This is a genomic window from Pseudomonas sp. IT-P176, assembly GCF_949767245.1.
Taxonomy (GTDB): domain Bacteria; phylum Pseudomonadota; class Gammaproteobacteria; order Pseudomonadales; family Pseudomonadaceae; genus Aquipseudomonas.
Map to the genome: position 1 here is coordinate 307125 of NZ_CATKPN010000057.1, position 14968 is coordinate 322092.

Consider the following 14968-nt stretch of genomic DNA (forward strand, 5'->3'; position numbering starts at 1 on the left):
ACCCGCATGCAGAACTACAAGAAATTCATCCTGGCCGCTGCCGCCACTCTGGTGTTCTCGGCCAACGCAATGGCTGCCGAAAAACTCAAGATGGGCATCGAGGCGGCCTACCCGCCGTTCAACAACAAGGATGCCAGCGGCCAGGTAGTCGGTTTCGACAAAGACATCGGCGACGCACTGTGCGCCAAGATGAAAGTCGAGTGCGAAGTTGTCACCTCTGACTGGGACGGCATCATCCCGGCCCTCAACGCCAAGAAGTTCGACTTCCTGGTGTCTTCGCTGTCGATCACCGACGAGCGCAAGCAGGCCGTGGACTTCACTGACCGCTACTACTCCAACAAGCTGCAATTCATCGCGCCGAAAAACGTCGACTTCAAGACCGACAAGTCCTACCTCAAAGGCAAGACCATCGGCACCCAGCGCGCGACCCTGGCCGGTACCTGGCTGGAAGACACCTACGGTGACGACATCAAGGTCAGCCTCTACGACACCCAGGAAAACGCCTACCTGGACCTGACCTCCGGTCGCGTCGACGGCATCCTGGCCGACAAGTACGCCAACTACGACTGGCTGAAAAGCGATGCCGGCAAGAACTACGAGTTCAAAGGCGACCCAGTGGTAGAAAGCGACGAAATCGGCATCGCGGTGCGCAAGGGTGACAACGAATTGCGCAACAAGCTGAACGCCGCCATCAAGGAAATCGTCGCTGACGGCACTTACAAAAAGATCAACGACAAGTACTTCCCGTTCAGCATCTACTGATCCTGACGTGCCTGACCGGCGCGCCCACCCGGCGCGCCGGTCTTTAGCAAAGCCTGCTGCAACTTGAATAGACCTCCATGATTATCGAACTCCAAGGATTCGGCCCGGCGCTCGCCGCTGGCGCGCTGATGACCGTCAAACTGGCTCTCACGGCCTTAAGCCTGGGGCTGGTGCTCGGCCTGCTCGGCGCCTTGGCCAAGACTTCCCCGTACAAGTCACTGCAGTGGCTTGGCGGCACCTACTCGACCCTGGTACGCGGCATCCCGGAACTGCTCTGGGTGCTGCTGATCTACTTCGGCACCGTCAACCTGATGCGTGCCCTCGGCGAGTTTTTCGGCAAGCCTGACCTGGCGCTCAATGCCTTTGCCGCCGGCGTGATCGCCCTCGGCCTGTGCTTTGGCGCCTATGCCACGGAAGTGTTCCGTGGGGCGATCCTGGCCATTCCCAAGGGCCACCGCGAAGCGGGTGTGGCCCTGGGCCTGTCGAAATGGCGGATCTTCACCCGGCTGATCATGCCGCAGATGTGGCGTATCGCCCTGCCGGGGCTGGGCAACCTGTTCATGATCCTGATGAAGGACACGGCCCTGGTCTCGGTCATCGGTCTGGAAGAAATCATGCGTCACGCGCAGAACGGCGTGACCATGACCAAACAGCCGTTCACTTTCTATATGGTCGCCGCCTTCATGTACTTGGGGCTGACCGTCATCGCCATGACCGGCATGCACCTGCTGGAAAAACGCGCCGCTCGCGGCTTTGCCCGGAGCAACCAATGAACTGGGAAGTGATCATCAAGTGGCTGCCAAAGCTGGCCCAGGGCGCCACCCTGACCCTGGAGCTGGTGGCCATCGCGGTCATCCTCGGCCTGCTGCTGGCCATTCCGCTGGGCATCGCCCGCTCGTCCAAGCTCTGGTACGTGCGCGCCCTGCCCTACGCCTACATCTTTTTCTTCCGCGGCACGCCCCTGCTGGTGCAGCTGTTCCTGGTCTACTACGGCCTGGCGCAGTTCGACGCGGTGCGCAGCAGCGCGATGTGGCCCTACCTGCGCGATCCGTTCTGGTGCGCCACCGCCACCATGACCCTGCACACGGCCGCCTACATCGCCGAGATCCTGCGCGGTGCGATCCAGGCCATCCCCCCGGGTGAAATCGAAGCCGCCCGGGCGCTGGGCATGTCGCGGCCCAAGGCGCTGTTCTACATCATCCTGCCGCGTGCCGCGCGCATCGGCCTGCCGGCCTACAGCAACGAAGTGATCCTGATGCTCAAGGCCAGCGCCCTGGCCAGTACCGTGACCTTGCTCGAACTGACCGGCATGGCTCGCACCATCATTGCCCGTACCTACCTGCCGGTGGAGATCTTCTTCGCCGCCGGCATGTTCTACCTGCTGATGGCCTACGTCCTGGTCCGGGGTTTCAAGCTGCTGGAGCGCTGGTTGCGCGTCGATGCCTGCCAGGGACGCTGAGCCGTCGGTGCTGACGGGCGAGCAGTTGCTCGCCCGCTTCAACGCCCTCGATGCCTTCCTGAGCGAGCACCAGGCACTCTGGCGCCCGCGCCCGTTTACCCAGCGCCAGTTGCCGTGGGAAACCACCCACCCGCAACTGGCCCAGTGGTTACGCCAGCGCTCGCTGCAACACGCCGAAGACCACCACAACCATCCCGAACAGCTACTCGCCCCGGCACCTTTCCCGGCGCTGGCGGCGCAGTCGGCGGCCCTCAGCGTGCTCGCGCAATTCCCTGCCAATGCCATCCAACCCGCCGCGCCGCGCCTGAACGTCGACGTTCCGGGGCGCAAATGGCAGCAGATCGAAGCCTTTGCCGCCTGCCTGCAGTTCGCCGAACAACCCCGGCACTGGCTGGACTGGTGTGCGGGCAAGGGCCATCTGGGCCGCCGCCTGCTGCAAGCCGGCCAGCAACTGACCTGCCTCGAGCATGACCCGGCGCTGATCGCCAGCGGCCAGGCCCTGAGTCAGCACCATCGGCTGACTGCCCGGCATCTGCAGCAAGACGTGCTGGCAGCCGATGCAGCGGCCCAGGTCAGCGCCGACCTGACGCCAGTGGCCCTGCACGCCTGTGGCGACCTGCACGTGCGCCTGTTGCAACTGGCGAGCGCCGCCGGCTGCCCACAACTGGCCGTCGCCCCGTGCTGCTACAACCGCACCCAGGCCAGCCAATACCAAGCCCTGTCCAGCGCCGGCAAAGCCTCCAGCCTGCAGCTTTCCCTGGACGACCTGGCCCTGCCGCTCAGCGAAACCGTGACCGCCGGCGCCCGGGTCCGACGCCAGCGCGACAGCTCCATGGCTCGCCGCCTGGGCTTCGACCTGCTGCAACGACAACTGCGCGGGCTGGACCAGTACCTGCCGACGCCGTCACTGCCCAGCGCCTGGCTGGACAAACCCTTCGCCGACTACTGCCGCGACCTCGCCGCACTCAAAGACTTATCCACAGTCGGCACCCAGGACTGGCCGGCACTGGAAGCCGCCGGCTGGCAACGCCTGGCCGAAGTGCGCAACCTGGAACTGGTACGCGGCTTGTTCCGCCGCCCACTGGAACTGTGGCTGGTCCTCGACCGCGCGTTATTTCTCGAATCCCAGGGCTACCAGGTTCGCCTCGGCACCTTCTGCGAAAGTGCGCTGACGCCGCGCAATCTGCTGCTGCTAGCCGAGCGCCATTAAGGGGCATTTTGTCGCAGCACAGCCTGTGGATAACTCTGTTGATGAAAATCCATCTGGGCCTTTGGATCCAAGGCTTTTAGGGCTAAAAGGCCCTTGGTCATTTTTTGTTCACATTAAAAAACGAACGAAAAAACAGCCAGTTGCGACTTGTTGAGAATTCCTGCAAAAAATCGGTCATCCAGAGCGCCAGACAACTGCCAGTTGTGCATAAGCTTTAAAACCAAAGGACATAACTGCCGAATCCTGGCCTCTAACATGCCAACAATTGCGCGCATCAGATGCAGTTGCTATACACAGTCATCGGGCGCCCAGCGGGTGCCATGAATCGCCGTAGCCGACTGACAGGAAGCGCCAGTGACGTTCATTTCCTATGCACAGAACTTCGAAGACATTCGCCTGTGGCGCGCCCTGAAGCACTTCGAAAACGGCTTCTACATCGACGTCGGCGCCAATCAGCCCACCGTGGACTCGGTCACCAAGGCGTTTTATGAACGCGGCTGGACCGGCATCAACATCGAGCCGGTGCAGGTCTACCACGACGCCCTGTGCCAGGAGCGGCCCAAAGACATCAACCTGCAATGCGTGGCCGGCGACAACGCCGAGGCACTGACCTTCTACGCCATCGCCGACACCGGCCTGTCGACCGTGGAAGCCAGCGTCGCCAAGCAGCACCGCGACGCCGGCATGGAGGTGCGCAGCCATACCGTCGACTCCCGCACCCTGACCTCGATCTGCGAAGAACACGTCAAAGGCCCGATCCACTTCCTCAAGATCGACGTCGAAGGCCACGAGGAAACCGTGCTGCGCGGCATGGACTTCAGCCAATGGCGCCCCTGGATCATCCTCATCGAAACCCCCTGGACCCGCGACCAGACCTGGGAACAACTGCTGCTCGACGCCGGTTACCACTCGGTACTGTTCGACGGCCTCAACACCTTCTACCTGGCCGAAGAACACCTGCACTTCAAGGGCGCATTCGAACTGGCCCCGTGCAACCTCGACGAGTTCCAGTTCTGCTACGGACACAGCTTCAGCTACCCCCTGACCGACCTGGAAACCGCCCTGCACAACGAACGCCAACGCGCCGACCGCGCCGAAGCCGAACTCCACGCCCTGCGCAACAGCCGCTCCTGGCGAGCCGTAGAAAAGCTCAAGAAAGTGCTGCGCAGAGCCTGACCCTGAGCGCTACGCAAAAATAGTCAGAATTCAGGGGTTTACAGACGCAAAGCAATCGCTATAATCGTCGCCCAACACGCCGGTATAGCTCAGTTGGTAGAGCAACTGACTTGTAATCAGTAGGTCCCGGGTTCGACTCCTGGTGCCGGCACCATACAAGGTTTCAGAGAAGGCTTTAAAAATCTCTGGAACCCCCGAAAAACCCGCCTTCTGGCGGGTTTTTTCGTTTTGGGGTTCCATCGGTTTCCGTCAGAAACTGGTGGATTCCAGCCGTTTTAAGGGTAGAGTTTGGGATACAGGTCACTTCGATAAAAGGGAGTACCCTTATGTCGCGCACCACAGCCCCGCTCTCCGACGCAGCTTGCCGCTTGGCAAAACCTACAGACCACGCCTACAAGCTTTTCGACGGCGACGGCCTCTACCTCCTAGTCCAACCCAATGGCCGTAAAGGCTGGCGTCTCAGGTATGTCAAACCTGATGGACGCGAAGGACTGACCTCGTTCGGCAACTACCCCGTCATTGGCCTCGCCGATGCGCGCCGCAAGCGCTTGGAAGTCAAGCGAATGCTGGCGGATGGCGTTGATCCTATAGAGACCAAACACCAAGCTAAGGCGGAAGCCGTAATCAAAGGCAGAACCTTTGAAAGCGTTGCGCTCGACTGGCATACGGAAATGTCGGCCAAGTGGGCACCAGGCCATTCCAGGACTGTGATGAGCCGCCTCACAACCCACGTATTCCCGCTGATCGGCGCCCGCGCCATTGTTGATCTCGACACCCATGACCTTATGCAGCCCTTGGAAGCGATCAAGAAGCGCGGAACGATCGACGTTGCTTTAAGGGTACAAAACTACCTGCAGAGCATCATGCGCGAGGCAAAGCGCCTCCGGCTTATCACCATAAACCCTGCTTACGACCTCGAAGGTTCGATCAAAGCCCCGCGGGTGGTACATCGCCCCGCTCTACCCTTATCGCGACTGCCGGAACTGCAGGAGCGGATCGACACCTATAAAGGCCGGGCACTTACCCGTCTGACGGTGATGCTGTCGCTGCATGTGTTTGTACGATCCAGCGAGTTGCGTTTCGCACGCTGGAGCGAGTTCGACCTCAAGCGCGGCACCTGGGAGATACCGGACACTCGACCCGCGTTGGAAGGCGTACCCTTTTCCACAAGAGGTACGAAGATGGCAGGGGATATCCATTTAGTACCCTTATCGCCGCCAGCAGTGGCGCTACTCGAAAAAATCCATGCACTCACAGGCAAATTCGCATTGGTCTTCGCAGGTGATGCCAAACCCTGGAAGCCCATGTCCGAAAATACCGTGAACAACGCGCTACGGACGATGGGATACGACACCAAAACCGATATCTGCGGACATGGGTTTCGTTCGATGGCCTGCAGCGCACTGATCGAGTCAGGACTGTGGTCGGAGACAGCTATTGAACGGCAGATGAGCCACAAAGAGCGCAACAACGTCCGCGCCGCTTACATCCACAAGGCTGAGTTCATCGAGGAGCGCAGGCTGATCATGAACTGGTGGAGCCGGTACCTGGAGGCCAACCGGCAGGAGCATGTCACTCCACACGAATTCGCCAACCAGATTGGAGATAACGTTACTCGGATAAAGGCGAAGTCTGGCACTGGCGCAGAAAGGAAGAATTGACATGGATATCTCAACCGCACAAAGCATCAAGCTCGCCATCGTGTCGGCAACCGGGCTGTCAAAAGACGCGCTGCATATCTATGTGGGCATGGTGGTCTATTTAACGTTGATCGTCGGCACCCGACGATTCAGGCCATACCTTGGCTGGCTGGTTGTTTTCATCATTGCGTGTGCAGGCGAGTGGGTAGATCGGCGAGACGATATTGGAAGCTTCGGATACTGGCGTTGGCAGGCAAGCGCTCACGACATTCTCAACACGTTGTTTTGGCCGACGGTGCTGACACTGCTTTGGCTTTTAAAGTGCCGCAGTAAAGCAAGCGTACATCCGTAAGACTCTCGCAATCTGCTCTGCCACGCGGGTCCATCCAAACAGGGCTGCAAAGCCGCCCTGTTTGGATGGACCTCAACTTAAAAAATCTAAAGCCCACGCAACTGTCTGTGAAAAACCACGGATTTCCACCGGTGGATAATTTCATCCACAGCCGCAGAACTCCCGAAAATTCGAGCCTTGACCCGAATTATCCACAGGCGTAGAAAAGATCGGGCAAAGCGCTGTCGTTGACAGCAACCCAGGTAGCCAGAACCTTTAAGGCTACGCCACACCGTGGCGGTTCTCCCAAAGTGCGATTAGCGTCCGGCGGCTCGCACGGTCACAGCGATGTGATGGATGCCTACTTTTACCAGCGTGCCCACTGCGGCAAATCATCCCCTTTCATAGCTGCGCTGCAGCAACCTATCCGCTTGGCCATTTCACTGCGCCAACCTGCGCCCGTCTCTTTCTTCTGGAAAGAGACGGGCGCTCCTACCGCTGCTGCAGCCCAACTCGTATAAGGCTTTGCGGCATTCCCCCTCGTGACAATCGGCGTGACAAACACCGAAGTCACCAGCAACAGCGATGCAGATGATGGTGCCGCAGCCCACGGATGGACTGCACCTGACTGACAGTCAGGCATGCCCCGGTCATCGCCTAACTGCCCTCACCCGACTCAGGATCTCGCGGCGCCGCCTCGTCAGCCAGCGCAGCTTCCACCCGCCCACTTCTTCGGAAGTGCTCAGGAGGCCAGATCATGAGATGCCCAAGCTCCCGGTCGTAAGGAGCCGCCAGTCCCGCGTTAGTGGACAACCCTCACAGGTCGCAGGGGCCTTGATCCCTGATAACACTCAACATTCTTGGCGGGATGACGTGGGGAGGGTTTTAAGGGTTAGCTTCGAGAGGAGTTTGATCATGGCATTGGTAGGTAGGCGGGATGGGCGTAATTTTGGCTATGGTCGGCAATTGAGTTATGCCGGACCGCAGGCCTTAAAAGACATGTTCGACGGAGGGCATTACGGGACCGTCAAAGCGCACAGCGATCGTTGGCAGGCATTCGTGCGCTGGTGTCGCTCAGACGATGGACCAGGATTCAACGATGCTCGGCAGATAGATCGCCAGATCTTGTCAGATTACGCGGCGCATTTGCATCACTTGGTCGAGCGCGGCGACCTAGCAATCGCCACCGCACAAAATCGATTGTCCAGCGTCAACCGGACCATGGCAGCGCTTCGCGGTGATCAGTATGTGAAGGTGACGAGTCCGAGCAAGGCGCTGGAAATACAGCGCACCACCATGCGCATGACAGCTCCACAAGGCCCCGATCGCGAACACGTGATGCGCATCGTCGATGCGCTCCGCGAACAGTATCCCCGTGCCGCCGCCATCACGCAGTTGGCACGCGCCACCGGCATGCGCTTGCGCGAAGCCATCTTAGCCGATCTTCCTCGCCTTAAGCGTGAGGCCGAGTACTACGGGAAAATCAACATTCAGGATGGTACCAAAGGTGGTCGTTCAGGCGCATCGGCACCTCGATGGATCAAGGTTGATGATCATATTCGCAAAGCCCTAAGGCATGCCGAACAGGTCTCACCAAGTGGTAGCCGCAACCTGCTTGCACCTAACGAAAGTTATCTCGATTTCCAACAGCAAATAATCCGGCCTGCACGGTACGTCCTCCATGCGCAAAACCTCAAAGGTTTCCACGAACTTCGTGCTGCGTATGCTTGCGAACGTTACAAACAAATAACAGGACACGAAGCCCCCGTAATAGGCGGTAATTATTACCAACAGAATAGAGCCATAGATAAAAAAGCACGACAGCAAATAAGTTACGAACTCGGGCACGGTCGGATCGATGTGATAGCCGCTTACATAGGAGCACGAAAATGAGCTACCGATTTGATATGCAACTGTTTTTAAGCGGAACTGTATCCGGCTCCCATACCAGTCGACAGCGCCATTATAGGCAGGCCAATATTATCTACACTGCGATTTCTGAATATTGGCAACGGAGTAATCCTTGGACATGGCAACGCAAACATATATTGTGGTTTCTGAACCATAAAATCTCTGACAGGGCAGATACGACTCGATACTACTATAAGCTAACGGCAAGGCTGATATCCCAACGACTCGGGAAATCCTGGATCTAAAATTGCCTGGACCCAGCCGCGAATGGAAGAGAGGTGGGGGAGCTGTGACCAACAGACCTCACTCAGCCCCCACAGGCCGAACTCCGATGCCGCCGGCGTTCTACAAATGATCCATCTGAGGATTCGCGTACCAAAAACTGTTGATTTCTTGAGGCAAGACTGAAGACCTGCCCGGAATTTTCGACTACTCTATGGGATGATTCATGGCTTCATCGACGCCCTAACGCCTTGAGAGAGCCGTTACAAATTTAGATCTCAGCGTAATGAGATTTAAGTGCCATTGAAATGTCCTAGCGAACGAATTGACCATGCCCGCACGTAACATTATAAAATCGATTCAAGACATAATGCGAAAAGATGCTGGAGTGGATGGTGACGCCCAGAGGCTATCTCAACTTTGCTGGATGCTATTCCTAAAAATCATATGCAGCCAAGAAGAACAAATTAAACGCATAAATCCGAGAAAAACCTTAATCATTCCCGAGGAACTCCAATGGAAAACGTGGGCAACCAATGGTGCATTGACGGGCGAGGAATTGCTCACTTTTATCAATAACGAACTATTCCCTAAATTAAAAAATCTTTCGGCGCCTGGTAGTGGTAAAAAACGAGCAGAAGTAATTGTGGACGTTTTTGAAGATGCCCGCAACTATATGAAAGACGGCACATTGATCAGACAGGCGATTAACAAAATTGACGAAATCAATTTCGAAAGCCTCGTAGAAAGAAAAAATCTTGGCGATATTTACGAGCAAATGCTCAACGATCTTCAAGCAGCAGGTAACTCTGGAGAGTTTTACACTCCAAGAGGACTCACCGCATTCATAGTGAAAGCAATCTCCCCTGAACCCGGCGAGGTAATACTGGATCCAAGCTGCGGAACAGGCGGATTCTTGACTGACAGCATTCGATTTATGCGGAATAATTCGTTAAACATTGAAAGTTCCGAGCCAAAAATTCAAAAAAGCTTGCGCGCAATTGAACTAAAACAGCTACCTCATATGCTATGCGTAACAAATATGCTACTACACGAAATTGAAGATGCCAGTTTCGTAAAACATAAGAACAGCCTATCGCACCCTATTGAAAATATTAAACCATCTGATCAAGTCGATATTATTCTGACGAACCCCCCGTTTGGTGCGACAGTACAAGACGGGCTAGAAAAAAACTTCCCAGAGCAGCTTCGAAGCAAAGAAACAACTGACTTATTTATCATACTAATTATAAAATTACTAAAGAACAAAGGACGGGCTGCCGTGGTCGTCCCTGACGGTTTTCTATTTGGTGAAGGAAGCACACGAGCAAGAATTCGAAAATTTCTCCTGCAACAGTGCGACCTGCATACAGTCGTATGCTTACCGAACAGCATTTTCAAACCATATGCAAGCATCGGAACTAATATCCTTTTTTTTGAAAAGGGTAAAAAAACTAATGATGTTTGGTTTTATGAACATAAGGTTCCTGCAAATCAAAAGTCATACTCTATGACAAAGCCGATCCGCGCAGAGCATTTAGATCAGTGCCTCGAATGGTGGGGCGGCGCAGACCGAAAAAACAGAAAAGAAAATGACCATGCTTGGCGCATAAGCATCGAGCAAATAGAAAAAAAGCAATACAGCTTGGATTTTAAAAATCCTTACAATGCCGAGCATAGTTATGACTCGCCAGAAAATCTAATTGCAGAATTGGCAAAAGCGGACGAACGCATAAAAATCCAGAGAGAGTTACTTCAAAAACTCCTCAGAGAAGCGTTCGCCGAATGATTAACCCAATGAACATTGAACATTTTCAAGCTTTCGAATTCTCGCAAAAATCTATCCAACTTTTGCGTCAAGTTATTTTGCATCTATTAGTTAGTGGAAAATTTCGCAGACCAAAAACAAATGAACCCGAAGAATTCACAAATAAAGACTCATGGCAATCTAGGCGTTTAAGCGAACTAGTCCAGTTAGTTAATGGTCGAGTATTCAAGTCCACTGAGTGGAAAACGTCTGGACTACCAATTGTCCGCATCCAGAACCTAAACAACAAAGATGCAGAGTTTAACTACTGTGACCCAACGGATTTAGACTCCAAACATCGTATAGAAACCGGAACTTTATTAATAAGCTGGTCAGGTACCCCTGGCACATCATTTGGCGCATTTATATGGGAGCGAGGCAGCGCAGCGCTCAATCAACACATTTTCAAATGTACCCCGACAAATCATAATATCGAGCTAAGATTCCTCCAGCTTGCAGTTAACTCACAGCTCGAAACAATCATCGCAAATGCTAACGGTGGAGTTGGGTTACAACATATAACAAAAAACAAACTTGAAGATTTGGAAATTTTCTTTCCTTCGCTACTAGAACAAAGAGAAATAATCGAGACCTACCTCGAGACTTACGAACTTTTAAACTCGCTAGAACAATCTATTCAAGTAAAAAATGATGGCATCGAGTCTTTTTTCAAAAGTCTTATAGAACGAATTAACAACGAGCACATCGCTAGCAAATCTCAAAAATTAAAAAACCTTAACGCAGTTTTAAAAATAATTGAAGAACCAACGTCAAATATCAAACACATTGAATATTTCCGCCAAATTTTTCGAGACATGGCTGTACGTGGTTACTTTTCAGCCAACGCCAAAAAACTATTTAAAAGCATTGCGATCCAAGATGTCGCAAGTTTACAAAACGGCTACGCATTCAAAAGTGAATGGTTTTCAAATTCCGGAACGCGGCTATTAAGAAATATTAACATCACTCCGCACTCTACACGATGGAGTGACACTGCCCATATAAGTAATGATCGGGCCGCTGAATACCAACGTTTTTTGCTAAATGAAAACGATATTATATTGTCACTAGACAGACCATTTATAAGCACCGGCACTAAATCAGCTAAAATTTTGCCCACAGACCTTCCTTGCTTACTAGTTCAGCGCGTAGGACGGTTTGTAATGAAAAACGACGATATGACAGCGGACTTCCTATTGTTGTGGACCCATTCTACCGACTTCTTCAATCAGGTTACTCCTGGTCGTTCAAGCGGCGTCCCACACATTTCGGCGCGTCAAGTCGAAGAGTCGATAATTTCCAAACCATCAACAGACGAACAAGTAAAAATAACTAAAAAGATTCAAGAAATCTCTTTCGCGTGCGATGAATTGGAACGAGAAATATCTGCTCGAAATAGTCTGCATGATGAATATCTCAACTGCATATCTAACATATATTTGAACAACGGCAGACAATTCATACCTACTCCAAGTGCGCCTGAAACGAATAGCACGCGCATTTCGGCGTCAACGCCAAAAGAGCCTATGTTTATGAAAGACCAGCCTATCACTACTCTCGAACAACTGTTGCTATGTTTGGAGCACTTAGGTGGAGAAACATCGCCAGACGTTTTAATAGCCCACTCCGGCCTGAGTGATAACATTGAACTATTTTTCGATCTTCTTAGGCAAGGACGTTCTGAGGGCTCTCTAGTTATCCCGCTAGGGCAAAACGCTATCAGTCATAGGAAAGACTAATGCGCATTATTTCTCTTGAAATCAAAAGCCCGTGGAAGAATCTCGAAGGCTTGAGCATAGAGTTTGATAAATCAAAAGATGTAACAGTCATAATCGGCCGGAATGGCTCGGCCAAAAGTAATTTACTTGAAGCAATAATTCATATTTTTCGAAATATCAGCCTTAACGAACCGGCCGCATTTTCTTATAAAATATCTTACAATCTTTATAGTTCCACACAAATAAATAATGGTTTAGTCGAGATTGAATCTGAGCACGGATCCCAGCCGAAAGCCACTTTCAATGAGAAAAAGGTCTCTCTCGAACTACTTAGAAGCACCTATACACCTAAGTATGTTGTAGGTTATTACTCTGGTGTTAGCGACCGTTTCGAAGAGCTCTTCCATAAGCATGACCGAAGAGCTTTAAATGAAACGCTAGAAACACCCGCAACAAAAAGCAAACCCGGAAAACTGGAATTTAGACGCTTTATATATGCCCGCCCAGTACACGGGCTTTTTGTTCTTTTAGCCTTCTATTTCTCTAACGATAAAGAGGTCGATAGCTTTCTTAAGTCCTATCCTCGAATTGAAGGGTTTGATTCTGCTTTGCTAACGGTAAAAAAACCTGATTGGGCTTTACCCAAGTCTACTGCCGACGATTTCTGGGGAGCCAAGGGCCCTGTACGCGACTTATTAGAGCGTTTTAAGAATTATTCACTAGCTCCTTTTTCAAGAAAACTGGTAGTACCGGCTGACTTTCGGAGAAAGGAAACAAGGGAAGTTATACATCTTTTTATTCCTGATATTGCTTCTTTAAGAGGACTAGCCAAAGAATACGGTGAGGATCCAAGGGCGTTATTCCAAGCACTGGATACCATGAGATTAAGTGGTTTGATTGACGATTTTCGCGTTCGAGTAAAAGTCAAAGGCGCGAAAGGACCAATCCATACACGTCAGCTAAGTGAAGGAGAGCAACAACTGCTAACCGTACTTGGGCTTATGCGATTTACACAAGATGAAGGATCCCTCTACGTACTTGATGAGCCCGATACTCATCTCAACCCCACATGGGGCGTAGAATATCTCGATCATCTTCGAAAGATCGGCGGTATTTATAAAAATAGCCATACACTGCTTGCAACACACCAACCACTTTTGGTAGCTGGTTTAGTTAAAGAAGAAATAAGGGTGATGACAAGAGGAAGTGATGGAAAAATTCGAGCACGGATGCCAGATGAAAATCCTCGAGGCACAGGCGTAGCAAGTGTTCTTACAAGCCCTTTATATGGTCTTGATAGCCAGTTAGATCTATTTAGCCTTCGAGTTCTTAAGCGTATATACGACTTATCAATGCATATGCCGTCTAAATTCAGGTCAAGACATTTGCAGAGATTAAGGCGCCTAATACCGTCCTTAGAGTCCAGAGAAAGCTCGCCTGACCCATACAAAAATATCGCCAAAGAAGCATACGAAATGGCGTTGGATAATATTATCTCTGGTGATCTAGACGCCAACACCAAAATTGAAGCAGTCAAAAACCTGTCCGATCTACTTTATAAAAAGTCAATTAATGGTGCAGAATGATCTTTATCGACATCAATAAAGCTAAACTGCCCATAAAGTGGAAAAGAAACGCAAAAAAACTTACAGAGCAATTAACCGCATTACCAGAGGTTGATCGCTCTCAGTTTATTGAAAAACAACGTAAATCAACATGGGGAGACCCCGCATGCCTAAAAGCATTACGAAACGTCGTAGGTAACAAGTGCTGGTACTCCGAGGTACCACTTGAAGGAGCAGATCCCAATGTTGATCACTTTCATCCCAAAGGTAGGGTTAAAGTGATTGATGAAAAATTTGAGCCTACGGGTGAGACTCTATCAGGATACTGGTGGTGGGCTTTTGAGTGGCGCAATTTTCGCCTAGCTGCTATGCATGCAAATCAACGTCGCGTTGATGAAGAAACGAATGGTGGCAAAGCAGATTATTTTCCGGTTTTGGGGGCACGCGCTGTTGAGCCAACAGACTATTCGCTTTGTATCGAGCAGATTATACCTCTTGACCCGTGCAGTATTTCAGATGTCGCACTACTTTGGTTCGACCCGAATGGAGTGCCCAGCTGTTCATCTTGGAGAGCAAAACCTTCAGATGCAGAAATCTTTCGAGTAAAAGCAAGTATCTGGCTATACCACCTTGACAAAGGCGAGATCAAGGACAAGAGGCGATTTCATATGGAGCAAATATACCTAGACTTAAAAAATGCCAACACTCACTATGTATTATGGAAAACAATACCAAACAATCAAATATCAAAAAATAGCTTTGACACGTCTATTGCAACACTAAAATTAAAGCTTGCAGATTCATCTGATTTTGTTTCCGCAAAAAAATGTGCACTACGTGCAGCGACGGCTGAGTTTGAGTGGATTTTTGACTTTGGGCTATTATGAGCCCCTGTCTTTTTGGACAAGGATATTTTTAGAGGTAGTAATATTTTCGCAAATGGAAGTTTATTTAATATTAGATAGTTGCGACTCGATTCGACTCCTGGTGCCGCACCATCCAAGGCTCCAGAGAAGGCTTTCAAAATCTCTGGAACCCCCGAAAAATCCGCCTTCTGGCGGTTTTTTTCGTTTTGGGGTTCGCCAATCTCCAATCCACGCCCTTCAGTAGCCTACACACCCAGAATGAGTGGATCCTCGATGCAAGGCGTACCGAAGGCCATGAAAC

The 14968-nt window shown here is 51.8% G+C and carries 12 protein-coding genes and 1 tRNA gene; all 13 read left to right on the forward strand.

Annotation, left to right across the window (positions count from 1 at the left end; all coding sequences use genetic code 11):
- Window positions 1-6 precede the first annotated feature (6 nt).
- Window positions 7-762 (forward strand): ABC transporter substrate-binding protein, encoded by a 756-nt coding sequence (locus ACM6IP_RS17810; protein ID WP_095167398.1) that lies wholly within the window; start codon window positions 7-9, stop codon window positions 760-762.
- Window positions 763-839: 77 nt separating this feature from the next.
- Window positions 840-1535, forward strand: a complete 696-nt coding sequence (locus ACM6IP_RS17815; protein WP_159993188.1) for an ABC transporter permease — start codon at window positions 840-842, stop codon at window positions 1533-1535.
- Window positions 1532-2221, forward strand: coding sequence for an ABC transporter permease (locus tag ACM6IP_RS17820; protein WP_095167402.1), 690 nt, complete (start codon window positions 1532-1534; stop codon window positions 2219-2221). The genes ACM6IP_RS17815 and ACM6IP_RS17820 overlap by 4 nt, the downstream gene beginning before the upstream one ends.
- On the forward strand, window positions 2202-3431 hold the full coding sequence (locus tag ACM6IP_RS17825; protein ID WP_414861973.1) for a methyltransferase: 1230 nt from the start codon (window positions 2202-2204) through the stop codon (window positions 3429-3431). Before ACM6IP_RS17820 ends, ACM6IP_RS17825 begins: the two co-directional genes overlap by 20 nt.
- 354 nt (window positions 3432-3785) lie before the next feature.
- A complete protein-coding gene (locus ACM6IP_RS17830) occupies window positions 3786-4607 on the forward strand; it encodes an FkbM family methyltransferase (protein ID WP_401126418.1) in 822 nt (273 codons plus the stop codon).
- A 78-nt stretch (window positions 4608-4685) separates the two neighbouring features.
- A tRNA-Thr gene (locus ACM6IP_RS17835) sits at window positions 4686-4761 on the forward strand.
- A 172-nt stretch (window positions 4762-4933) separates the two neighbouring features.
- Entirely contained in the window at window positions 4934-6268 is a 1335-nt protein-coding gene (locus tag ACM6IP_RS17840) for a tyrosine-type recombinase/integrase (protein ID WP_414861974.1), read from the forward strand.
- Window position 6269: 1 nt separating this feature from the next.
- Entirely contained in the window at window positions 6270-6599 is a 330-nt protein-coding gene (locus tag ACM6IP_RS17845) for a hypothetical protein (RefSeq protein WP_414861975.1), read from the forward strand.
- A gap of 894 nt (window positions 6600-7493) precedes the next feature.
- Window positions 7494-8471, forward strand: coding sequence for an integrase domain-containing protein (locus ACM6IP_RS17850; protein WP_414861976.1), 978 nt, complete (start codon window positions 7494-7496; stop codon window positions 8469-8471).
- Between the two features lie 571 nt (window positions 8472-9042).
- Window positions 9043-10500 (forward strand): N-6 DNA methylase, encoded by a 1458-nt coding sequence (locus tag ACM6IP_RS17855; protein WP_414861977.1) that lies wholly within the window; start codon window positions 9043-9045, stop codon window positions 10498-10500.
- Window positions 10501-10508: 8 nt separating this feature from the next.
- The gene (locus ACM6IP_RS17860; protein ID WP_414861978.1) at window positions 10509-12257 is read left to right on the forward strand and encodes a restriction endonuclease subunit S; all 1749 of its coding nucleotides are present in this window, start codon (window positions 10509-10511) and stop codon (window positions 12255-12257) included.
- Window positions 12257-13822, forward strand: coding sequence for an AAA family ATPase (locus tag ACM6IP_RS17865; RefSeq protein WP_414861979.1), 1566 nt, complete (start codon window positions 12257-12259; stop codon window positions 13820-13822). The genes ACM6IP_RS17860 and ACM6IP_RS17865 overlap by 1 nt, the downstream gene beginning before the upstream one ends.
- Complete coding sequence (locus tag ACM6IP_RS17870; protein ID WP_414861980.1) at window positions 13819-14688, forward strand: hypothetical protein; 870 nt, start codon at window positions 13819-13821, stop codon at window positions 14686-14688. The genes ACM6IP_RS17865 and ACM6IP_RS17870 overlap by 4 nt, the downstream gene beginning before the upstream one ends.
- Window positions 14689-14968 lie beyond the last annotated feature (280 nt).